General features: G+C 58.8%; 15 protein-coding genes. 8 read left to right on the forward strand and 7 right to left on the reverse strand.

The features are described from left to right. Positions 1–11 precede the first annotated feature (11 nt). From Q7U39_13470 to Q7U39_13490, 5 genes are all read left to right on the forward strand, one after another. The gene (locus Q7U39_13470; GenBank protein ID MDO9118961.1) at positions 12–338 is read left to right on the forward strand and encodes a hypothetical protein; all 327 of its coding nucleotides are present in this window, start codon (positions 12–14) and stop codon (positions 336–338) included. Positions 339–341: 3 nt separating this feature from the next. Then, positions 342–1,157: a 16S rRNA (adenine(1518)-N(6)/adenine(1519)-N(6))-dimethyltransferase RsmA gene (gene rsmA, locus Q7U39_13475; protein MDO9118962.1), complete on the forward strand. Its 816-nt coding sequence runs from the start codon at positions 342–344 to the stop codon at positions 1,155–1,157. 87 nt (positions 1,158–1,244) lie between these two features. Next, positions 1,245–3,668, forward strand: a complete 2,424-nt coding sequence (locus Q7U39_13480) for a DNA translocase FtsK (protein MDO9118963.1) — start codon at positions 1,245–1,247, stop codon at positions 3,666–3,668. After that, positions 3,665–4,375 carry an outer membrane lipoprotein carrier protein LolA gene (locus Q7U39_13485; GenBank protein MDO9118964.1) on the forward strand — a complete coding sequence of 237 codons (711 nt, stop codon included), beginning with the start codon at positions 3,665–3,667 and terminating at the stop codon, positions 4,373–4,375. The genes Q7U39_13480 and Q7U39_13485 overlap by 4 nt, the downstream gene beginning before the upstream one ends. 63 nt (positions 4,376–4,438) lie before the next feature. Further along, positions 4,439–5,200, forward strand: coding sequence for a 2OG-Fe(II) oxygenase (locus Q7U39_13490; protein ID MDO9118965.1), 762 nt, complete (start codon positions 4,439–4,441; stop codon positions 5,198–5,200). Between the two features lie 1,039 nt (positions 5,201–6,239). Here the strand turns inward: Q7U39_13490 and Q7U39_13495 are convergent. The 5 genes from Q7U39_13495 to Q7U39_13515 form a co-directional block, all read right to left on the reverse strand. Beyond that, positions 6,240–6,749, reverse strand: coding sequence for a hypothetical protein (locus Q7U39_13495; GenBank protein ID MDO9118966.1), 510 nt, complete (start codon positions 6,747–6,749; stop codon positions 6,240–6,242). Positions 6,750–6,796: 47 nt separating this feature from the next. After that, positions 6,797–8,200, reverse strand: a complete 1,404-nt coding sequence (locus Q7U39_13500; protein MDO9118967.1) for a radical SAM protein — start codon at positions 8,198–8,200, stop codon at positions 6,797–6,799. After that, positions 8,200–10,293 carry a universal stress protein gene (locus Q7U39_13505; protein MDO9118968.1) on the reverse strand — a complete coding sequence of 698 codons (2,094 nt, stop codon included), beginning with the start codon at positions 10,291–10,293 and terminating at the stop codon, positions 8,200–8,202. Before Q7U39_13505 ends, Q7U39_13500 begins: the two co-directional genes overlap by 1 nt. Before the next feature lie 169 nt (positions 10,294–10,462). Continuing rightward, positions 10,463–12,106 carry a radical SAM protein gene (locus tag Q7U39_13510; protein MDO9118969.1) on the reverse strand — a complete coding sequence of 548 codons (1,644 nt, stop codon included), beginning with the start codon at positions 12,104–12,106 and terminating at the stop codon, positions 10,463–10,465. A 4-nt stretch (positions 12,107–12,110) separates the two neighbouring features. Then, on the reverse strand, positions 12,111–12,887 hold the full coding sequence (locus Q7U39_13515) for a class I SAM-dependent methyltransferase (GenBank protein ID MDO9118970.1): 777 nt from the start codon (positions 12,885–12,887) through the stop codon (positions 12,111–12,113). Between the two features lie 79 nt (positions 12,888–12,966). On the opposite strand from Q7U39_13515, the gene uvrA reads away from it, so the two are divergent. Together uvrA and Q7U39_13525 are read left to right on the forward strand one after the other, a co-directional pair. Next, positions 12,967–15,465, forward strand: a complete 2,499-nt coding sequence (gene uvrA, locus Q7U39_13520) for an excinuclease ABC subunit UvrA (protein ID MDO9118971.1) — start codon at positions 12,967–12,969, stop codon at positions 15,463–15,465. 1,065 nt (positions 15,466–16,530) lie between these two features. After that, positions 16,531–16,860: a DMT family protein gene (locus Q7U39_13525; protein MDO9118972.1), complete on the forward strand. Its 330-nt coding sequence runs from the start codon at positions 16,531–16,533 to the stop codon at positions 16,858–16,860. A gap of 5 nt (positions 16,861–16,865) precedes the next feature. Here Q7U39_13525 and Q7U39_13530 read toward each other — a convergent pair whose 3' ends face one another. Further along, positions 16,866–17,801, reverse strand: coding sequence for a hypothetical protein (locus tag Q7U39_13530; protein MDO9118973.1), 936 nt, complete (start codon positions 17,799–17,801; stop codon positions 16,866–16,868). Positions 17,802–18,123: 322 nt separating this feature from the next. Here Q7U39_13530 and Q7U39_13535 point away from each other — a divergent pair, with 322 nt between their 5' ends. Then, positions 18,124–20,607 (forward strand): ATP-binding protein, encoded by a 2,484-nt coding sequence (locus Q7U39_13535; GenBank protein ID MDO9118974.1) that lies wholly within the window; start codon positions 18,124–18,126, stop codon positions 20,605–20,607. A 16-nt stretch (positions 20,608–20,623) separates the two neighbouring features. Here the strand turns inward: Q7U39_13535 and Q7U39_13540 are convergent, their stop codons facing one another. Then, a complete protein-coding gene (locus Q7U39_13540) occupies positions 20,624–23,293 on the reverse strand; it encodes a patatin-like phospholipase family protein (GenBank protein ID MDO9118975.1) in 2,670 nt (889 codons plus the stop codon). Positions 23,294–23,298: the final 5 nt, after the last annotated feature.

Below are 23,298 nucleotides of genomic sequence, written 5' to 3' on the forward strand. Positions count from 1 at the left end.
ACACCACCGATATGTCGCAGGAAGTATCTAAGGGACTCGCAGTGATCCAACAGCAGATCAAAGAACTGGATGCGCTGGCCAAGCAAACGCTTGAAGATTTGAACACGGTGGCGGGTGACGAGCGCGTGGCCAAATGGAAAACCCGTACGGTCACGCTCATTACCGAGGCGGTGGGGGCGGCGGAGGGGCAGAAGTTTGCCGCGATTCACCCGGGCCCGTCGTTTACCAATGATCTGGTCGAAGAGTTCAACGACTTGATCGACGGCTATCGTACGCCGTTGGCGGCGCTGGCCAAGCGGTTGGCGGCAATCCCACCACGCCCTGCTCCCGGTGCGTGAGGCGTGGGACGTCCGGATTCTCCTGCCGATCCTCCCGCCGCGATCAAACGGCTCGGTCAGAACTTTCTCATCGATCCCAACATCGTCCGCAAAATCGTGGCGCTGGCGGACATTGCCCCGAACGACCGGGTCCTCGAAATCGGCCCTGGCCGCGGTGTCCTGACCGAGATACTGTGCAAAGCCGCCGGCCATGTCACGGCTGTTGAAATCGACCCCCGGCTTCATGCCTATCTTGCCGAACGGCAGGCGGAGTTTCCCAATCTGACGCTCGTGCTTGAAGACGCATTAGTCTATCCCGTGGAGCATCTGCCGGTCGGGACCATCGTGGTCGCCAATTTGCCGTACTATATCTCGACGCCGTTGTTGTTCAGATTGTTGGACCAACGCGATCGATTCTCCAGGCTGGTGCTCATGCTTCAGAATGAAGTGGCCGACCGACTGGTCGCCAAGCCCGGCAGCTCCGACTATGGCGTCTTGTCGGTCATGGCGCAGTACGCCGCCGAGATCACGAAAGCCTTCCGTGTCTCCGCCCAATGTTTCCGGCCCAGGCCGGAAGTCGGCTCCGCCGTGGTGTTGTTGCGGACGAGAGCGCGGCGGGAACTCAGCCCGCAAGAAGAGCCGAAGTTTGCAGCGTTCGTGAAGGCTGCCTTCGCCCACCGGCGGAAGACGCTGGTGAATTCACTCAAGGACGAAGGGTATGACCAGATGCGTATCGCTGGAGGGCTTGAGCGGCTCTCGCTTTCTCTGTCCATTAGGGCGGAAGGCTTGTCGCTCGAGCAGCTGATCCAGCTCACACGTTTCATGGTTTCCCCGGGATAAATACGGGGTGTCCGGATCGCGTCCTGTTCGGCCTTGTTCCGCTGCCGTTGTTTGAAACGATGTGGCCCCTGTGTTAGCATCCGCGACATGGGTGCTACTACGTCGGCGAAGCGGGGAGAAGCCCGCCGCGCCCCCGCTCCTCCTTCCCATATTCAGCGTGAAGTCATCGGCGTGATCTTGATCGCGCTGAGCTTGCTCACGCTGTTGAGCTTGCTGTCATTTGTGCCGGGTGAAGCCGAGACGGTGGCGTCCGGCGCGTCGGCTACGGCTCCTCCACGCAATTTGATCGGTTCCTTCGGGGCGGTCCTCGCGGGGGGATTCTTTTTCCTGATCGGCGGGGCCGCGTACCTGTTTCCTCCCTTGCTCGGCAAGCTCGGCCTGCGCTGTTTCTCTCAGAGTCCCGTCAGCGTCCGGTTGCGCACGGCCGTCAGTTCGCTCGGGGCGGTCTGTTTCCTGAGTGCCTTTCTGCATCTTGAAGCCACCGCCGTGCCCACGTTGAGCAGCGGTTTCGTCCATCGAGGGATGGCAGGCGGAGTCTTCGGCCAGGTCCTGGCAGATGGGCTCAAGTCCTGGTTTGCCAGCACCGGCGCCCACATTGTGATTCTGGCCAGCTTTTTAGTCTCGCTCTTGTTCACGACCCCGCTGTCCCTGACCGAGTTGGTTCAGGGCTTTCCCGCACGCTGGGATGCCTGGAGAGAAAAGCTTGCGGCGCTGATGCCGGAACCGGCGGTTGAACCGCCGGTGGAGTCCGGGAACCGCAGGCAGCGGAGCCGCGTCATGAAGGACAGTCCGGAGCCCGAACCGGAAGCCCTCGTAGAGGCCACGACCATTGCTGAAAGCGAATCGGCCCCGGTGACCGAGTGGCCGGTGATTCAGCCGCCGATCGCATCGTTTCCCCCTCCTGTGGAAGCGAATGAACCCGAGGTGGAAGCGGTTTCAACGCAGGTCGATGCCGGGGATTATGAACTTCCCGATCCGGATGAGTTGCTGAGTGATCCGACCGGTCCGATCACGCGCATGTCGGACGAGGAGCTGAAGGCGCAGTCAGATGTGCTCATGCGCGCCTTGGCGAGTTTTGGCATCATCGGCAAGGTGACGGAAGTGCGGCCCGGGCCGGTCGTGACGATGTATGAGTTCGAGCCGTCGCCGGGAACCAAGGTCGCGAGGATTGTGAATCTGGCGGACGATCTGGCTCTGGGGCTGAAGGCGATCAGTCTGCGCATTGTCGCGCCGATTCCGGGGAAGTCGGTGGTCGGGATCGAAGTGCCGAACCTGGCTCGCGAAACGGTGTCGATGAAAGAAGTCGTGATGAGCGAGACCTTCACGAAGGCCCGCTCGAAGCTCACGCTGGCGCTGGGCAAAGATATCTTCGGCGCTCCGGCGATCGCGGATCTCAAAACGATGCCGCATCTGCTGGTGGCCGGCGCCACCGGGGCCGGCAAGAGCGTCGGGCTCAATACGATGTTGTTAAGCATTCTGTTTTCCGCAAGGCCGAGCGAGGTCAAGCTCCTCCTGATCGATCCGAAGATGTTGGAGTTTTCGTCGTATGACGGCATCCCCCACTTGCTGCGGCCCGTCATCACCGATGCGAAATCGGCGGCGCGCGGGTTGGGATGGGTGGTCGCCGAGATGGAACGGCGGTACAAGTTGCTGTCGGAAGCCGGCGTCCGGAATATCGACGCGTACAATCGCAAGGTAGCCGGGTTGCATGAGGTGTTTGCGGAAGAGACGGCGGCGGCGAATCAGCCCGAATTGCCGATACAGTTTCTGACGGAAGAGCAGCGCCTTTCTGCCGGTGAGTCGACGGATCCCGAGGTCGCCCCCGGTCCTCGCGATCGTCCGACGCCGCCTGAGCCGCTGCCCTATATTGTCGTGATGATCGATGAGTTGGCCGATTTGATGATGGTGGCGCCGAAGGATGTCGAGGATAAGATCGCCCGGTTGGCGCAGATGGCCCGGGCGTCCGGCATCCATCTCGTGCTGGCGACGCAGCGGCCGTCGGTAGATGTGTTGACGGGCTTGATCAAGGCGAACTTCCCTGCCCGGATCGCCTTCCAGGTTTCGTCGAAGACCGACTCGCGAACGATTCTGGACGCCAACGGCGCCGAAGCGTTGCTGGGTCGCGGTGACATGTTGTATCTGGCCTCGGGCACGGGACGGCTGGCCCGGCTGCACGGATCCTTCGTCTCCGATGACGATGTGCGGCGGGTCGTGGACTTTGTGAAGAAGCAGGCGCTGCCAAAATACGATCCCGAGCTGCAATCATTGAAGCAGGAAGACGCGGCGGAAGAGGAAGCCAAAGACGAAGTCTACGAGCAGGCGAAAGATTTGGTGCTCTCGACCGGTCAGGCCTCCGCGTCATTGATTCAGCGGCGGTTGCGCGTCGGCTATCCCCGCGCTGCCAGGATGATTGAGCAAATGGAAGCGGATGGGATTGTCGGCGCGGCGGGCCGGGACGGGCGCCGGGAAGTGTTGGGCCGCCGTGGCCCGGTGGGAGCAACTGAAGCATGAGTGGATGGAAAGCCCTGGTGTTCATCGGGATTGCGGTGTGCGTGCCGGTCTGGTCTGCCTGGGCCGCCGATGCGGTGCCTGATGAGAAGGCGATGCAGGAAGTGCACGAGGTCGTGCGGCAGTTGCAGGCCCGTTATGAAAAGACGAAGGATCTCCAGGCGGACTTTACGCAAAAGACCAGAATTGAGGGGTTTGAGCGGCCGGTGTTGTCTTCGGGAAAAGTCTACATCAAGAAGCCTGGCCGACTGCGGTGGGACTACCTCGATCCGGCCAACGAACAGATTTATGTGAACCACGACGACGTCAAAGTGTATGTGCCGGAGCATAAACAGGTGCTCATTGGCAAGCTGACGCACATGGCGGCCTCACAGGCGCCGTTGGAACTGTTGCAGGGCGCGGCGAAGCTGGAAGAGTCCTTTGAGATTTCTCCGGCGACCGGGAAAGAGCGCGGTGTGGGCGGGCTTCGCCTCCTGAGTCTGGTGCCGAAGGGGCGTGAGACAGATCCCTCGCGGCATGTGCAGCGGATCGTCGTGGAGGTCTTTCCGAAGACCTATTTTATTCGTACCGTGTGGCTCCATGAGATCAGCGGGAATGTGGCCACGTTCGAGTTTTCCTCGTTAAAACCGAATCTCGGACTGGGGGAAGAGGTCTTCGACTTCAAGGCGCCGGCCGATGTCGAGGTGGTCAAGGCGCCGGTGCTGAATTAGCCGGCTTCTGTCAGGCGGGTTGAGGTCGTCGCGAGAGCGAGACGGGTGGGAGAGGGCGAAGACATGCAATCGACCAGCGCACAGTCAGTGACGGAAGCCGTCGACCGGGCCGTTGCGGCGCTCGATTTCGACCGGTTGCACAAGACCTACTGGGAGCAGAACGAGTTTCTTGTCATCAAGCAATTTCTTCCGCGGGCGTTTGTCGAATCAGCGTTTGTGCCGCAGGTGGAAGGGCTCAAGCCGCGCATCAACCGCAACTATATCCCCGGCCACAAGAAGGGCGGCAGCGTCAGCTACTATACGGTGCAGGAGCAGGCGCCCTTGTTTCTCGACCTCTACCGGTCGACCGCCTATCGCAGCTTTCTCAACCGGTTGGTTCATGCGAATCTGCTGTTATGCCCGGACGATGATCCGCATTCCTGTGCGCTCTACTACTACACGGAGCCGGGGGACCATATCGGCTTTCATTACGATACGTCCTACTACAAGGGCGCGCGCTATACGATCTTGATGGGAATGGTCGACCGTTCATCGCACTGCAAGCTGGTGTGTGATCTGTTTAAGGACGATCCGGCGAAGGAGACGCAGCATCTCGAACTCATTACCGAGCCCGGGGACATGGTCATTTTCAACGGCGACAAGCTCTGGCATGCGGTCACCCCTCTGGCGGAGGGGGAGGAGCGGGTGGCGCTGACGATGGAGTATGTCACGAATCCTGAAATGGGCCGGTTTCATCGTCTGTACTCAAACCTGAAAGACTCGTTCGCCTATTTCGGATTGAAGGCCGTGTTCAAACGGGCGTCCTCCGGTCAACGCACCTCCTAATATCCCGCTCGACGAATCCGCCCCGTGGCAGTGGAACAGTAAAGCCGCTTAGCCGCTCACGTGTCCTTCTGCGTTGGGTATGACGGACTTCCCCCTCACTCTATTTTGTCCCGGCGATGCGGGCCATTGCTTCGGCGATATGGCTGCCTCTCCGTTCGGTTTTCTGGACACCGGTTGCCGTATCGTGAGCATTTGGGTTCGTCCAGCCCCTCGTGCTCCGCGAGGGCGCCCCGCTTTCAATTCCTGCTCGCGAGGAGGGAATGGGCCACGGTTTGCGAGTTCCATCGAGGTGAGCGTCGCACGAAGGGCATCTTCTACGAGCCAGGCTAGCGTGGTGTGGGGTGTCCAGTAGGCGGCATCCCGCAATTGATTGACCAGCTGCATTGGAAGTGTGATCGTCAGTCTGGTGGTCGGTCTATGATGTGCGGAAACCTTCTGAGGATCGGCCTGAGCTCGAGCTCGTTCAGGTCTCGGGGTATTCTCCATGATCGACTCTGCTGGGGGATTGGTTATCAACATGGCAGCCCTTTCATGATGAAGGCGGTGCATAAGAAGTTTCCGTGAGTCTGTGTAACGCAATAGTGGCGATAGGCCGTGCCTCCTTTCGGAGGCACGGCGCTCATGGCCATGGACGAAGGCACCAGCGTGTTTCTGGATGGGCACAATCCAGAAACCGCATCACCCTGCAGAGGGGAACCCTCAGAGACAAGGTGCGTAACTGGCAGCGTCGCGCCATGCCATATCCGATCGAATGGAGTAATGAACGAAAAAGTCGTCATAGCCAAAGTGAACGATCCCTTGTTCGAAGGTACATATGGGAGAACAAGTACGGACTAGGAGTACAGCAATGGGCGTACCAGGCTGGTCACGTCACTCATTCGAGCGAATGAGTTCTAAGATGTTGATTTCTTACGGTGGAGAATTGAGGCGGCGATGACGCTGAGCGAAGGAGAGAATCTGGATCAGATCGATGTATCTGAACCGGTACGAGGGCTATCTGCTTTGATACAGGGTGCGAGCGAGAGGGCGTAGGAAGTGTTTATAGGTGCAGATGTTTCATTGCGGCAGCACAGAGGACGATAAAAAATCCCATCCAGAGAGCCGCGCGCTGATAGGGAATGACTTCATAATCCTCATCCTCCTCTGCTTCATCATCTGACTTGAAGATAACGGTGTAGAGAAACAGGGTGAGCAAGCAAAGGACTAATCCGAGCTTGATGAAGAAAATGGTCAAGTACTTGGCATTGTGCTGGATCCCCAGCTGGGTCTGCGAGGTCATGACCTGATTGACGTAGTGCAAATTGATCCCGCCGGTAAACAGGAGAACCACCAAGAGGATCCCGGCTATTTTCCTATAATGCTGGTAAAACACATCACTGATGGGCTTGATCTGTTCTTTGGCCACGGCTTTCTTCAGCCCCGGAGTAACGGCCATGACAAGAAACGCCAGTCCGCCGATCCAAATGATGGCCGACAGCAGATGGAACCAGTGATTGATGATCGGAATCAGGGTATTCAGATCGGTGACGATGCTTTGGAGGGCGTCCATAGAGCTTTCATGAGGGAACGCAGCGAAAGTTCGCCCGCGTTACGACCTCACTCCTTACCCTTCATGTCGAAATTGAAGACGGGGGCGTCGTTGCCGAATCGCTTTTTTCTGAGCTCTTCCATCAGCTCGATGGTGATGAGCGAGATGCTATTCTCGCGGGCATGCTTCTCGACGCCTTTTTTGACCATCGCGCGGAGAAAATAGGGGATACGGCTCAAGCGTAGCTCGGATGCCTCGTCCCAGGGGATGACGGATTCTTCCGGGACGTTGAAGGCCACCTTGATCTTCTCGCCGCCTTTGGGGGTGTAGAGGCACCACTCATCTTCATCCAGCCAGTCGCCATGATCCACGTACGGACGGGCGCGGCAGCCCCCGCAGATGTCGGTATATTCGCAGTCGCCGCATTTCCCCTTGAGCTGCGGGTAGCGGAAGGAATTGAAGACGTCGGACTTTTCCCAGAGATCGACGAAGCTGTTCTCGCGGACATTGCCGGCAGAGAGCGGCATATAGGGACAGGGCGTCAATTCACCGTTCGGCGTCACGCGCGCGTAGTTGGTGCCGGCGAGGCAGCCGCCGCCCATGTAACCGGTCGCTTTGGTGATGGGAGAGTTCGGATCTTTCTCGTAAGCCAGGCGCTTGAAGTGGGGGGCGCAACGGGCGCGGACCAGCATGCCCTTATAATTGTCCTGGCAATTGACCAGATAGCCTAACACTTCCTCGTACTGCGCCGGCGTGATGTCCGTGAGCTCTTCGCCGCGGCCCGTGCAGACCATGAAGAACACATTGAGGACTCGCGCCCCCAGTTGATGTGACCACTCGATGACCGCGGGCAGCTCCTGATAGTTCATCGGTTGCGCGCTGAAATGGACTTGGAATTGAAGGCCGTTGCGCTTGCTGGCTTCAATGCCGGCCACCGCGGCCTCCCAGGCGCCCGGGACGCCACGGAAAGAATTGTGCTTGGCGGCATCGAGCGAATCGATGCTGATGCCGACGCCCATCACGCCGATCTCGACGAGGGCTTTGGCCATCTGATCGTTGATGAGCATGCCGTTGGTCCCGAAGACCACCATGAAGCCGAGCTTCACCGCGTGGCGGGCGATATCGAGAATGTCGGGACGGACCAGCGGCTCTCCGCCGGTGATGACCAGCAGGCAGCCTTTATTCACTTCGGCAATTTGATCGATGAGCTTGTAGCACTCTTCAGTGGAGAGCTCGTCGTCGCCGCCGGCCGACTTGGTGGTGGCATCGAGGTAGCAGTGATCGCACTTGAGATTGCAGCGTTTCGTCAGATTGAGCGCAACGAGATACGGCTTGAAGTCATCGACGGTCCGGCCGTCGTACACTCCTTCGCCCTTCGACGCAGGGGTCATGAACTGCGTGATCTGTTGTTGAAGCGACCCGAGCGCTCCCTGCAGCGAGGGAAGGCTCAGCATCGGGAGCGATTTACTCATCAGTTGGCCCCGGACTTCGAACCGGTGAGATTGGCAATCATGTCCTTCAGATTGCCGGTCTTCATCGCATCGGCCATATAGCCCTTGGCCTGTTCGATCCCCTCATTGGCCACTTCAGCCGTAATAAGGGTCGCTCCGATCTTCTCCGCATGCTTTTCAATCAAGGCCTTGGTGCAATCGCGCATGAAACCTTCAGGGGCCCGCTCCAGCCTGGCCTGAGCGTCAGCGCTCCAGGTAAACGGAGAATTTTCCGCCGGCTTGGCAGCGCCGTTGCCGTTCGCATGCTCGCCGTTCGTCCCATTGGCCATGGCGGCCAGCTTTTCTTCGGCGACCGGCGCGGTGCCGGTGCCTTTGTTCGCGAAAATCGGCTGATAGTCTTCGTCCGCCGCTTCCTTGATCGTGGGGGCGGCGTATTCGAGTGTAATCGTCGTCATGCCGAGCTTTCTGGCGCTTTTTTCGATTCTGGCCTTGGCGCGGCGACGTTGGAATCCGGCGGGAACCGCGCGGATCGCTTCTTTCGCGTCCTTCGTCCATTGCATGGGGACATCGTCGTAAGCGAGATCGGTTTCCAGCTCGCCTTCGGCCTTGGCGGCCGCTTCGAAAATCTGTTTGTCGACCAGCTTGAACTTGTCGCCGTCGGCGGAGCAGACCGGGCATTTCACGGGCGCGTCGCCCTTCCCGATGTAGCCGCATCCGTCGCAGACGAAATAATTCTGGCTCATGCGGTCGAGGTAGGCCTGGGTCCCGACCGAGTTCTTCGGCTTTTCTTCCACGATGCCGGTCATCATGCCGCTCAGGGTGTTGCCCATGAGGTCTTTGGCGACCGAATCGTCCGCCTGCATCTTGTCCCGGTCGATGCCGGCGGCATCCAGACTGCCCCCGAGGGCGCGCATGGCATCCATGGCTCCTTTGGGAAGAATGTGTCCGATGGCGATATCGAGAACCGTGTTGCTGATGATCGTGTGGCCTTTTTCAATGGCATAACGATGGACCGCGGTCTTGGCCACGCCGCGAGCGAAGATCGGAATCTTTTCCATCCGCCGCAAGGCCTCTTCCGTCCAAGCGATGGTGTACTCGGCTTGCGTATCGATCGGCGGCACGTACTTGCGATTGGACACCAGGACGTTACAGGCGGCGCTGCGCAACAGGTTTTCCGTGTTGCTGCCGATGTCCATGTCTTCATCGCTATGGACGCCGATGCGGCCGACGATGAGCAGCCAGGGGGTATCCTTGCGGACGTACTGAATGATTTTTTCAAAGGCTTTGCCGTCAAGAAGGGTCGTCTTGACGTCGGTGTTCTCGGCTTGGGCAATTTCACGGGAAACATCGAGGTGTGACTGATAGATTTTGGCCAGGCCGCTGTCGATAATTTCTTCGTGCAGCTTTTCCTGTTCCTTGAACCGGAAGACCTTGCCGGCTTCTTCGTTCAACACGCCGGAGATGCTGTGGAAGGCCGCGTAATGGAAGTACGGATCGAAGGCGGAGATGACTTCGACCGGCCGGTTGAAAGCCTTGCCGAGGGCCAGACCCGTCATCAACCCGCCGAACGAATAAGGGCTGCCGTCTACTGCCACGACGATCTTGCCGTTATTCATCGGTTCGGTGTTCTTGATGATGAACATGTCCGAGTTGCGGATGCGGCGGATCACGCGCTCGGTATTGCTGCCGATCACGCTGTCTTTCACTGCGCCGACGCCCAGCGCGCCCATGATGACCAGATCGTAGGCGTTCGTATTGATATCTTCGACGAGCACTTTCCAATTGCGCCCTTCGAGGGATTTGCGTTCGATCGGGAGGTTGGACTCGTTGCACTTCTTGTCGACGTAGTCGAGGTAGGAGTCCGTGATGATCTGGAGTCCGCGCGTGATCAGCGAATCGTGGATCTGCCGCTGGCGGTCCAGTTCCTTTTCATCGTGATACTCCTCAGGCAATCCCGCTTCCATTTGCTTGAAGCGCTTGTCGTGCATCTTCGCGGCGTACACGTGGCTGCCGACGATCTTGGACCCGAAGGTCTTTGCGAACTCGACGCCCACGTCGACCGCTGTATTCGAATGGTCGGAATTATCGACCGGGATATAGATGGTCTTATACATTGAGACGCCTCCTCCAAGGCCTCTTTTTGTCGGGGAGAACCGTCATAATTGTGAGAAAAACCAAACGGTTGCCTGAGATCCCCGGCATAAAAGAGGTCGGATAATAGCATTGGGCCAATCTGGAATGCAAGGCGAAGATCCGGAGTCAAAGGCCTCGTGGGCAGCGAGTTTAGGAAACGGGTGTCGCTGAGGATTTGGAGGAAGATGTCACAGAAGTAGATGGGTTCTTGCGCGACTTGAGAATTTCTTCCAGAGACAGCAGGGCGTCCCGGCCGGAGTTCCCTTCGATCCCTTTGAGGAGGCTTTTGTCCGCGTATTGGCCGGATTGACCCGTCGCATCGGCGGACGCTGTTTGAGAGAGGGAGCCGGTCCATTTTCTGGGGTCGCGACTGCCTTCCTTCCGCTCCCAGGCCTTCAGACAGGCTTTGGCGATGAAGCTGTTAAGGGGGGCTGGGTTATAGAGCAGCTTCCGGATGCTGGTCGGGGTCAGCATCAAGGGATTATAGCCGGCTGACAGGTAGCCTTCTTCAAGCAAGCGCTGTTCAAGATCAGTATTTGGCTGAATTCCCAGGAAGAACATCAGCGGGAACACCCGTTCCTCCCCCAGAATCGAGGCCACGATCTTATAGGACTCCACGCTCTGCAACAGTGTCTCTTCGGTCTCTTTGGGGGAGTTGAGTGAATAGTTTAGGATAACCTTGCCCTTGAATCCGGCTTCGGCCAGGTAGCGGCATCCATCATAGAGGCGCTCGAGCTTAAACCCCATATGGAGGTTGTTCAGCACCTCCTGAGAGCCGGAGGTAATGGCCACTTCCAAATCTCCCACGCCCGACCGCACCATTAGCTTCGCCAACTCAGGCGTAATGAGCGAGGTGCGGATATAGCCGGACCACTCGATCTCCAGTTTTTCGCTGACAATCCGCTCCAGGATCTCCGTGCATTGCGGATAGGCCTCTTTCCCGGTGATGAACTGCGCATCGGTAAACCAGAACCGCCGAGCACCCCACTGGTGGTAATGCTGAGTAATATCCTTCACTACCATGGACGGCGGCCGATACCGGACCCGCTTTCCCTCAATATAGGGGTAGAGGCAGAAGGCGCAGTCGTAGGGACAGCCCCGTTTGGTCTGTACGCCGATCGATTCACCGATAAATTCACGATGCTGGGGGAAAATCGACGTCAGGTAAGGCAGATCGACCGTCAGGGCATCGAGCAGCGCTGGTGAGCCCTGCTGGCCTTTCCGGACTTTCCCGCCTTCTTTGATGATATAGCGTTCGTCTTCGATCGAGCGGCCTTCGATCACTTTCAGGATCGCATCTTCCCCTTCGCCGAGCAGGCCGATCGTCCCCTCCGGCAATTTCTCGATGAGCTGGTCGGCAAAGGCTGTAAAGGCTCCGCCCCCGATCATGATCTGCGCCTTTGAAAACTCTTTCCGGATCAGCCAGGGATACGACAGAATTTTGTAGATGTGGCTGTAGTAGCGGTAGAGCTGTTTCACCCCTTCGAACGAGGCGACTATGCGCTTGAGCGGATTGCTGGCGAAATAGAAATTGAACGCATGCTCCAGCGACGAATCGCCCTCGTGCGGCGAGAAGATCTGAATATCCCGCCAGGAGAAGCAGACCAGGTCCGGCTTGAAGGCCGTCGCCGCATCGCGGAGGGCTTGGCTGCGCTTTGAGACGGGGAAAAGCGACAGGTCGAGGATCTGCTGGCGCACGTCCGGCTGGCGGCGGTGAATAAAGTCGGCCAGATAGGTGATCCCGATCGGATAGACCTTCTTGCATGGCAGGAAGACGTAAAGAACAGAATTCATGGGCTTATTTCACCGCCACATGGATCGCGACGATCCCGCCCGTGAGGTTCTTATAGGACACCTGGCGGAAGCCGGCTTCACGTAAAATCTGGCAGAGCCGCTCCTGATCGGGAAACGTGCGGATGGAGGCGGGCAGATACTCGTAGACGCCGGTGGTGTCCCGCGCGACCTTCGTTCCGATCCAGGGCAGCAGTTTGAACGAATACCAATCATAGAGCGCGCGCAGCCAGCCGAAGACTGGCCGGGAGAACTCCAGGCAGACAAACGTGCCGCCCGGTTTCATCACCCGGCGAATTTCACCGACCGCTTGCGGGAGGTTGCCGACGTTACGCATGCAAAAGCCGGTCGTCACTGCATCGAATGTGTTGTCCGTGAATCCGAGATGCTCTGCATTGGCTTGCAGGCAGGAGATCTTGCCCGTGCGCCCTTTGAGATCCACCTTCTTGAGCCCCTCGGCGAGCATCGCGTGATTGAGATCGGAGGCGACCACGCGGCCGTTGGTTCCCATGCGGGGTTCGACCAACAGAGCCAGGTCGGCCGTGCCGGCTCCCACATCGAGCGCGGTTCCCTGTTCGACTTGCGGGACGACCGACGCCGTGATTTTCTTCCAGCGGTAATGGAGTCCGAAGCTCAGCAGCGTGTTGTTGAGATCGTAGACGCCCGCGATGGCCGTGAACATTCGCTGTACGGCCTGTTCGCGTGCCGGTCCTGACCAGGTCGACACCGCCTGCGCAGGGGCCTGGGTGCCGGATGGAGCAGAAGATTGTCGCGCTTGTACCATGGCGCCGTGGTAACACCTGCTTTCAGACTTTGTCAAGGCAACAGGACGGCCATGGTATAATCCCGCGCCTATGAGCAATATGATCACCATAAAAGGCGCCCGCGAACATAACCTCAAAAATATCGACGTCACGATTCCGCGCGATAAGCTGGTGGTCATTACCGGCTTGAGCGGATCGGGCAAGTCGTCGCTCGCGTTCGACACCATTTACGCCGAAGGGCAGCGGCGTTATGTCGAATCCCTGTCGGCCTACGCCCGGCAGTTCCTGGAGCAGATGGGCAAGCCGGATGTCGATTCGATCGAGGGGCTGTCGCCCGCGATTTCCATCGAGCAAAAGAGTACCAGCCACAATCCTCGTTCCACTGTCGGGACCGTCACGGAGATCTACGACTATCTGCGATTGCTGTTCGCGCGGGTCGGGCGCCCCTACTGTTTTCAGTGCGGAGAAGAAATCGCCGCGCAGACCGTTCAGCAGATGGTTGATGCCATCGCAGGTCTGCCGGAAGGAAGCAAGTTTCAGATTTTGGCGCCGATTGTCCGGGGGCGAAAAGGGGAATATCGCAAAGAGCTGCTTGAGATGCGCAAGGCCGGGTATGTCCGGGCCCGCGTGAACGGCGAGATCGTCGATCTCGGAGAGGACATCGTCCTCGATAAACAGAAGAAGCACACGATTGAAATCATCGTCGATCGCCTGGTGATGAAGGCGGGGGATGCGCTGATGCGGCGCCTGGCCGACTCGGTCGAGACCTCGTTGAAACTCACCGGCGGACTGGTGGCGGTCCTGACCGATAACGGCAAGACGCGTCTCTATAGCGACAAGCTGGCCTGCATCAAGTGCGGCGTGAGCTACCCGGAAGTCGAACCGCGCATCTTCTCATTTAATAGCCCGCACGGAGCTTGCCCGGCCTGCGACGGCATCGGTTACGCCATGACCCCCGGCTGTCCGGAAGAAGAGGATTTTACGTTGCTGGATGCCTGCGAGGTCTGCCAGGGCGCCAGGCTCAAGCCGGAAAGCCTCGCGATCAAGCTGGAGAGGAAATCCATCGCCGAAGTCACGAGCCTGTCGATCAGAGCCGCGGCGGAGTTTTTTGTCTCGCTGAAGTTTACCGATCGTGAACTCGTCATCGCGCATCGCATTTTGAAAGAGATTCGCGAACGGCTCGGTTTTCTGGTGAACGTCGGGTTGGACTACCTCACACTGAATCGGGCAGCGGCGACTTTGTCCGGCGGCGAGGGACAGCGGATCAGGCTGGCCACGCAAATTGGCTCAGGCCTCGTCGGCGTCCTCTATATTCTCGACGAACCGTCGATCGGGTTGCACCAGCGGGACAACCGCCGGCTCTTGCAGACTCTGCTGCGGTTGCGCGATCTCGGCAATACGGTCGTGGTGGTGGAGCATGACGCCGAAACGATGATGGCCGCAGATCACCTGCTCGACATGGGGCCCGGCGCCGGCACGCAAGGCGGCCATGTCATCGCCCAGGGGACGCCGCAAGAGGTGATGGGCAATCCCGATTCCATCACCGGCCAGTATCTGCGCGGCATTCAGACCGTCTCGCTGCCGCAGCGCGACCGCAAGCCGAAGGGCTATCTCACAGTCGCGAACGCGCAGAAGCACAACCTCAAGAATGTGACGGCGAAGATTCCGTTAGGCATGTTGACCTGCGTGACCGGCGTCTCTGGTTCGGGGAAGAGTACGCTCGTCCTCGAGGTCCTGTTCCATTCGCTCTCGCAGATGCTTTATCAGAAGAAACCCAAGATTGACGGCTGTAAGGAGCTGCGCGGCGTGGATGCGCTGGATAAGGTCATCGACATCGATCAGTCCCCGATCGGCCGGACGCCGCGATCTAATCCGGCCACCTATACCGGCCTGTTCAGCTTCATCCGGGATCTCTATTCGAATCTGCCGGAGTCCCGTGTCCGCGGGTACAAGCCCGGGCGCTACAGTTTCAACGTCAAAGGCGGGCGCTGCGAAGCCTGCCAGGGCGACGGGCTGATCAAGATCGAGATGCATTTCCTGCCGGATGTCTATGTGACCTGCGAGGTCTGCAAGGGCCAGCGGTACAATCGCGAAACGATGGAGATTTTGCATAAGGGCAAGAGCATCGCCGATGTGTTGAATATGACCGTCGACGACGCGGTGGAATTCTTCGAGCACATTCCCTTCATCAAGCGGAAGCTCGAAACGTTGCACGATGTCGGGTTGCACTATGTGAAGCTCGGCCAGTCTGCCACAACACTTTCCGGCGGCGAAGCCCAGCGGGTCAAATTGTCGCGCGAACTCTCGAAGCGGCCCACCGGGCGGACCATGTACATCCTGGACGAGCCGACCACCGGGCTCCATTTCGCCGACGTGCAGCGGCTGATCGATGTGCTGGATCGTTTGGTGGAAGCTGGCAATACCGTTTTGGTCATCGAGCACAATCTCGACGTCATCAAGAACGCCGACTGGATCATCGACCTCGGCCCCGAGGGCGGCGACCGCGGCGGCGAAATCGTGGTCGAAGGCCCGCCCAGGGAAGTGGCGAAGTCGAAGCGATCATACACAGGGCAGGTGCTGAAAGAAGCGGGGTTATAGGGGACTGGCTCCGCCGTTCGGCGGTGCCTGTCCGCGTTAGGAAGCGAGAGGGGCACGGGGTAGAGAAGGGCAGATCTTTCGAGAGTCGCCATGATGGGATGGATAGAGGTTGCTTCTGGCTCCGTACTCACCGCGTGCGACTCTAAAGCGCGACCAATGGTCGCAAGCCGTCGCACTGCGGCGCTCTCATGGCTGTCATCTACCCGCGCCCGCCATGCCGACTCTCAAAAGCTCTGCCCTTCCACCCCGCTAAGGAAGGAAAGGGTGGGAGCGTCTAACGGCGCTAATGGCCTTCAGCCGCAGTGTCTTTCAGACCGATGATACTGGTTTCCGATAGGGTGCTGAGCTTGACTGGAAACATAGACGTCATAAGAGATTACTTCCAAGGGTGGCAGGAGGATCTTGCTAGAGTTAAGTCGCTCCTGAGCGATCCCAAATACTATCTGGAGGCCATATTAGTTCTGAGTTGTTACATCGGGGGCTTGGGCTCACTACGCTATCCAGGCGAGCAAGATAACAGAGCCTACAAAACAGTTGTTCGTGAATATTCGGGGAAGAGAGACTTTTACGAACAAGTAGACCTCCTTTTCTTTCTGCAATGGCCACGCTCGGAATTTCAGAATCATGGGGACTACCTAAAGCTAAAGAATCACGCGGATGTCTCCCAAATAATAGTCTCGACCTATGGCGGAGAAGGCCAAATCAAGAACGGAACACGCTACATTTCACAGCACGACTTTGTAGCTTCAGTGGATCTGAAACCACCACAATCCTTTGATCGAGAGAACCTTCTTCAGCATCTCCCGCTCTTCTCGCTTTGTGAAATGCTTTATCGCTATTTGCGCTGTCGAGCGGTCCATAGGGTCCGGTTCCCCCTTGTTACTCGCGTTACACGGATGGATGGCAGCATACGATATGAAGATAATCATGCGATCACGGGATCTGTACTGCTTGAAACAACGGAAAACATTCTTGCGAACTTAAGCGACCAGTGCATAGAGCAATCTCAATGGCCTTGGGAGCTGTGAGAACTGATAGCGGCCCGCGTTTCGACGAAAGGAGCCCATGCACACCATTCTTCTACTCACCATCTCCAACATCTTCATGACCTTCGCCTGGTATGGGCATTTGAAGTACAAGGATTCGCCGTTGTGGATAGTGGTGCTGGTGAGTTGGGGGATTGCGTTCTTTGAGTATTGTTTCCAGGTGCCGGCCAACCGCATCGGGCACTACGAATTCAATGCTGCACAGTTGAAAACGATTCAGGAAGTCATCACGCTCGTGGTGTTCTGCATCTTTTCGGTGCTGTATCTGAAAGAGCCGCTGAAGTGGAATTATCTGGCCGGGTTCGGCCTGATGATCGGGGCGGTCTTTTTGATCTTCAAGGAATGGTAGGCGGGTTAGTTCAAGAACCAGCGGTCGTAGAGATACAGCAGATCGAACGTCAGGCGGGCGCCGAAGGTCGGACCGTAGTCTTTCTGGTTGATCAAGTCATTCCAGGTTTCAAAGGTTACGGCGGCATACCGGACTGCGACGGAGATAAACCGCTCTTCAAGCGATGCTTTCTTCTGGTCCACGAACAGTCCCGAATCGATGGTAGCCGCGATCTCGATTTCCCATGGACTGGTGCAGGGGCAGCTCCAGTCGGCATAGTTGCCGATCCCGACCGAGCCTTGGGCGATCCAGGAGGTGGCGGCCACTTCCCGAAAGGCCGCTCCCCCGAACGGCCGTCCCACGCGGCCCATCGCGGAAATTCGTAGATGGTCGGAAACCCACGGCACAGCGGCGAACGGGGACAGCCGGCGGAACCCGGCCTGGGCGTAGGGCTCATAGTAGAGCGATCCGCCGGCGGCCCCCACTCCGGCAAAGAACACGTCGTCCGATCCCCACAGGCTCATCCAGCGCGTGAGTGAACTGCTGACCATGAAATCATCGGTCTCCCGCTTGTTCCCCACGGGAACCGGATCGAAGCCGCGCAGTTTGTGAATCACGTCATTCTGCAGGAAGCGGCTGAATCCATCCCGCGTCGGTCCTCCGCCGGCGGTGAAATTGGCGTTCCACCCTTTGAATGTTTCCAGCCGTTCCGTCCAGCTGAGGGAAAAGAAGTTGAATCCCATCGTTTCCCGGATGTCGTTGTAGCGGTTGCCGGCCCCGTCGAATTCCGTGAACCGGTCGACCACCGTGAGCCCGAGCGCCAGCGTACGGTCGTGGTCGGGATAGCCGATCGCCCCCCAATGGATGCTTTGGGCCGGGGGCTCGGCATGCCCGGCAGCAGGCAGCGAGATGAGCAGGGCCGCTGCAAGTAGAATCTGTTTCACGGATTCGGGAAATTTCATAGGCGGCATCTTGCAAGGGATCGGGAGTTCGCGCAAGGGGAAATGAAATCAGGGCCTCCGCTTGCAGTGCGGCGTCACGATTACTAACAGGCGGCGGAGAAACTCATGATGTCTTCTGTAGCCGTCACACATATCGAGGTGTGAGAGGGCGCTGAACATCCATGCAGGATACGCAAAAAGGCCGTCCGGCAAGGCCGCAGCGAGCGAAGGGGTGAGGCGTACGCTTCGGTACGTTGAGCCGCTGAACGAAGCGAGAACGCTGCTGGCGGACTTTTTCCGCATCCTGCTAGAATGGCGGCGCACATCCGTAGGGAGGATTCGCATGGCGACGAAAAAGAAAGATTCAGGCAAGTCCGCTGCTGTAGCCAAACCGTCGAGCACTGCCGAAGACTTCGAAAAGCTCGGGGTGTTCTATCTGGGCCGTCCCTATGACATGGCGGCGAAGCAGGCGAAGCCGGGCTGGCTGCTCTACGACTCAAAAGATCTGGTCACTCATGCGGTCTGCGTCGGCATGACCGGCAGCGGGAAGACCGGCCTCTGTCTCTCTCTCCTCGAAGAAGCGGCCATCGACAACATTCCCGCCATTATCATCGACCCCAAGGGCGATCTCGGCAATTTGATGCTGACGTTTCCGAGTCTGAAGGGTGAAGACTTTCAACCCTGGATCAACGAAGACGACGCACGCAAGAAGGGATTGTCGCCGGCCGACTATGCCAAGGCGCAGGCCGAGCTGTGGACGAAGGGGCTGGCGGGCTGGCAGCAGGACGGCGCGCGCATTCAGCGGCTGCGGGATGCGGCCGATGTGGCTATCTACACGCCGGGCAGCAACGCGGGACTTCCGGTTTCCATTCTGAAGTCCTTCGCCGCGCCGGCCGCTGATGTGCGCGAGGATGCTGAACTGTTCCGCGAACGCATCAGCACCACCGTGACCAGTTTGCTGGGTTTGCTCGGTATCGAAGCCGATCCGATTCAGAGTCGCGAGCACATTCTGCTCTCCACGATTCTGGATCGCACATGGAGGAACGAGGAAGATCTGGATCTCGCCGCGCTCATTCATGCCATTCAAACTCCGCCGGTCACAAAGATCGGTGTGATGGACCTGGACTCTTTCTTCCCCTCGAAAGACCGCTTCGCGCTGGCCATGAAGTTGAATAATCTGCTCGCCGCGCCCGGCTTCCAATCCTGGCTCGAAGGAGAGGCGCTCGATATTCAGTCGCTTCTCTATACGCCCGCGGGCAAGCCGCGTCTGGCGATCTTCTCCATCGCGCATCTGAACGACGCCGAGCGCATGTTCTTCGTGACGCTCTTACTGAGTCAGATGGTCGGATGGATGCGGGGGCAATCGGGCACGACCAGCTTGCGGGCGCTCCTCTATATGGATGAAATTTTCGGCTATTTCCCGCCGGTGGCGAATCCGCCGTCGAAGCTGCCGCTGATGACGCTGCTCAAGCAGGCCCGCGCGTTCGGACTGGGCGTGGTGCTGGCGACGCAAAATCCCGTCGATCTCGACTACAAAGGCCTCGCCAACACCGGCACCTGGTTCATCGGACGGTTGCAGACGGAGCGCGATAAGGCGCGGGTGCTCGAGGGATTGGAGGGTGCCTCCTCCAGCGCGGGGAAGAAGTTCGACAAGGGGCGGATGGAACAGACGCTGGCAGGGCTTGGAGCCAGAATCTTCTTGATGAACAATGTGCATGAAGACGAGCCGGTCGTATTCGAAACCCGCTGGTGTCTCTCGTACTTGCGCGGCCCTCTGACGAGAACGCAGATCAAACAGTTGATGGATCCGCAGCGAGCCGTTCATGCCGCGACGACCTCAACTCCGGCAGCTCAGTCGGTGAAGAGTGCCAAAGGTGGCGCTCGTCCGATTGTCCCGCCGGATGTGCCGCAGCAGTTTGTGCCGTTGCGTGGGGCCAAGCCGGAGGGGAGCGACCTTGTGTATGCCCCGATGCTGTTGGGATCGTCTCAGATCCGGTTCTCCGATACGAAGAGCGGCATCGACCAGATGCAGGACGTGACGGTGTTAGCGCCCATGAGCGACGGCGCCGTGGCGGTCGATTGGGATCATGCCGTTGCCGCGGATCTGGCCGTCGCCGATCTGGAGCAGTCGCCGGAGAGTGATGCCCAGTTCCTTCCGTTTCCGGCCGGCGCGAGCAAGGCCAAGAGCTATGCCGATTGGAACAAAGATTTCGGCGGCTGGCTGTTCAGGACCCAGAAGCTCGAGCTGTTCAAGAGCCCGACCACGAAAGACGTATCCAAGCCGGGCGAGTCCGAACGGGATTTCCGTGTACGACTCCAACAGTCCGGCCGCGAGCTGCGGGATAAGGCGGCCGAGTCGTTACGCCAGAAGTACGCACCGAAAATTGCGACGCTACAGGACCGCATCCGGCGAGCCGATCAGATGAAGGCCAAGCAGCAAGCGGAGTCCCGTTCCAGTCAGGTGCAGGCGGCCATCAGTGTCGGCGCTTCGATCCTTGGCGCGTTCTTGGGTCGGAAGACGATCAGCGCCACGAATATCGGACGCGCGACGACGGCGATCAAGAGCGCCGGCCGTGTAATGAAAGAGTCGCAGGATGTCGGTCACGCCGAAGAAAACGTGGCGGTGTTGCAGCAGCAGCTGGCGGATCTCGAAGCGCAGTTCAAAACCGAGAGCGATGCATGGGCGGCCGCGACCGATCCGTTGAACGAAAAGCTCGAGACCATTTCCATCAAGCCCACTAAATCCAACATCGCGGTGAAGCTCGTAGCCCTGGCTTGGACCCCGCAATGGCGAGACGCGAAGGGGATGACAACGCCGGCCTGGTAATAGCTGCGGGCTTGCGCTAGGGCAAGACCGAGGGTTTTGGTAGAGACGGGTTGTCCTGTGCGTGAATGCTGTCGAAGATCTCCGGCAGAGTGGTGGCCTGAGTGGTGACAGAGGCGAAGACTTCCGTTGCCACATGCTCTCCCAATCGGCGGTACGATTCGAATTGTGACTCATCGAAAAACTGATCCGATGTCGGTTCGTGCGGGAACTGCTCGTGATGGGCCGCGTACTCCAGCACGTCGACCGGTTCATCGCCGCTGAGCGAAGGCTTGAGATAGATCAGGACGCCGTCAGGGGCGCAAGGATCGACACGACTATAGCGGATGGCCCCTACTGCATAGTGGACCCCGGAGCGATGCTGGGCTGACGGTCGTAGCGGCTCGACGTTGATATCAATATCGATTCCCTGATCGATCCGGATCTTCCGGATCGCATTTCCCAAGTCCTGAAATTCCATCTTCTCATCGCAGCCGGCGTCACTCACAAGAATGTAGTGGCATCGCCGCAGCACCATCTCATAGAGCCCGAGGTTCTCGAAGTGTCCGCCGTCGGAGAGGTAGACATACCGCTTCTGTTCATTGGTGAAGCCGAATGCTTCCGCCAGCATCGGCCCGACGGCGAACTCCGGGCAGGACCGCTTGTAGGTGTCTTGCCCGGCGCGGCCGGGATTGCCGAGCCACCATCCGAGCCGGACATTGAACAGCGTCAGGAGAAAGGTGATGGCCGGCGAGGAGTGATAGCCCATGTTCGGACTGGCAGCTGCGCCGGAAATGGCGAGCGCGGTGCCGAGGGTGATGGGTTGATTGACGGCCGGGTTCTTCCCGTATTCGGATGATCGCCGATAGCCGAGCTGGCTCACGAAGCTGCCACAATGCAGCTGTGACACGGTAAAGGACTGGGCCTTGCGTTGTTGCCAGGCGAGATTGTTCCCATGGACCAGATTCAGGGCGATGTTGACCACGTGGAAGGGTTTCTGCACCGCGCTCGCTTGGGGAGCGAGATCGGCCATGGCAAGGTTATCTCCCGAATCGAACCCCGTGAAGGGATTGGATGTGCGCGTGTTCCACCGCGACGCACCAAGATAGGCTCGAATCAAGCGATTGCGATACATCGAGTGCAGCGAAAACTTATTGATATTGATGACGACGGACAACAGTACACTGAAGAGCGCCATGCCGATGATGAATTCGCCGACCTGAAACCACGGTGCCTCCGTGACGATGGCCTGCGTGATGCGCGCTAACTGAATGAGGATGAGCCCGATGGTCAGCGGCGCCAGCAGGAGCAGATAGACATGATTTCCGAGTCGCTCCCACCAGGCTGATTCAGACCCTGAGGGCTTCGCATTGGTCTTGGCGCTGAATCCCAGTATCACGGTTAAGACGCCGGTGATCCCGCCGGCCGATGCGACCCAGGAAGACAGTTTTCCCCACAAGGCTGGACCGAAGATGGTGATGCTTCCCAGGCCGGCCCAGCAGACGGACGCGATCAGCACCCACGACCCTGCGCGGCCCCACCATTCCCTGTCGCCGTCTCCGGTCGAGCGGCTGGCGATGCCGATGAAGAGGGTCGCGGCAAGAAGGAAGAGGGAGAGGAATGCCGGGACTGCTGCGCAGGTGTACCAGAGCAGATCGGGATCGAGCCCTTTGATTCGATCGAGTTTCATGAGGGCGACCCAGAGGAGTCCTCCTCCGAGCAGGCCGCTTAGGACAATTGTCAGTGACTCGAAGAAACGCCACCAGTCGAGCCATGGCCGGCGGAGGATCATGGCCGCGACGAGCCACGCGGTCAGGTGCATGGCGCCAGATCCCAAGGCCAGAGTGAACAAGCTGGAAAAGCCCAATAAGGAGAGGTGATCGAGTGAGTAGTCCGGCTGCCGGTAAAACCATTCCCAGGCGATGGTGAGACAGCTGACCGCTACCATGAGCGGCAAGAGACAGGCGAAGAGGAATGTCCGTTGGGCCTCGACCTGTTTCCAGAAGGGGGCTTGTCGCAGTTTCCACAGGCTCGGCCGGCAGAGGTGTAGATACGTCAGGTTGATCAGCAAACCGGCGGATCCCAGAATCATCAACGCCGTCATGGCTGCCGGGGAAGCCGGCATGTGCAGCGTGGCTCGGTAGAGCAGGGGGAGGGCCAGCAGTGCCAGTAAGAATGGGACGAGCACCAGCCAATTCAGGAGGAGATTGCGTAAATAGGTGCCGATCAGCGTCCAGGAATCAGCCGACATCAGACCCAGTCGAGGACTGAGGTAATTGCTGTAGGTACGGAGCCAACTCACCGGCTCGGGCTCATAGGCTGACGTACCGGGCGGTGCGGCCTGCCCCAGTTGGTCGCAGACACCCTGGAGGCCGCCCGGATCGCGACGAATCCAGGCACTCAGCCAGCTGCCGATGTAGCCGCCACCCGATACGGTGGAGAGGTAATCGAAATGCCGGAGCAGATTGTGCCGTGCCAACCCCTGCAACACTCCAAGCCCGAAGGTGGCGCTGCGAATGCCCCCGCCGGAGAGACAGAGTGCGGAACGTGTGGGATTCAACTGATGGATCGATGCGAAGACATGCTTCAAGTGCTCGTCCGGCGACAGATGGTCGGGGAACGAGAGATGGACGTCGTGCAGTTCCGCCGCTTCCTCTGCAAGGACTTGCGCCAGCGGGATCGGGCCGTCGGTCTGGTCAGAATCCATCATGATCA

This window comes from Nitrospira sp. (assembly GCA_030653545.1).
Classification (GTDB): Bacteria; Nitrospirota; Nitrospiria; order Nitrospirales; family Nitrospiraceae; genus Nitrospira_D.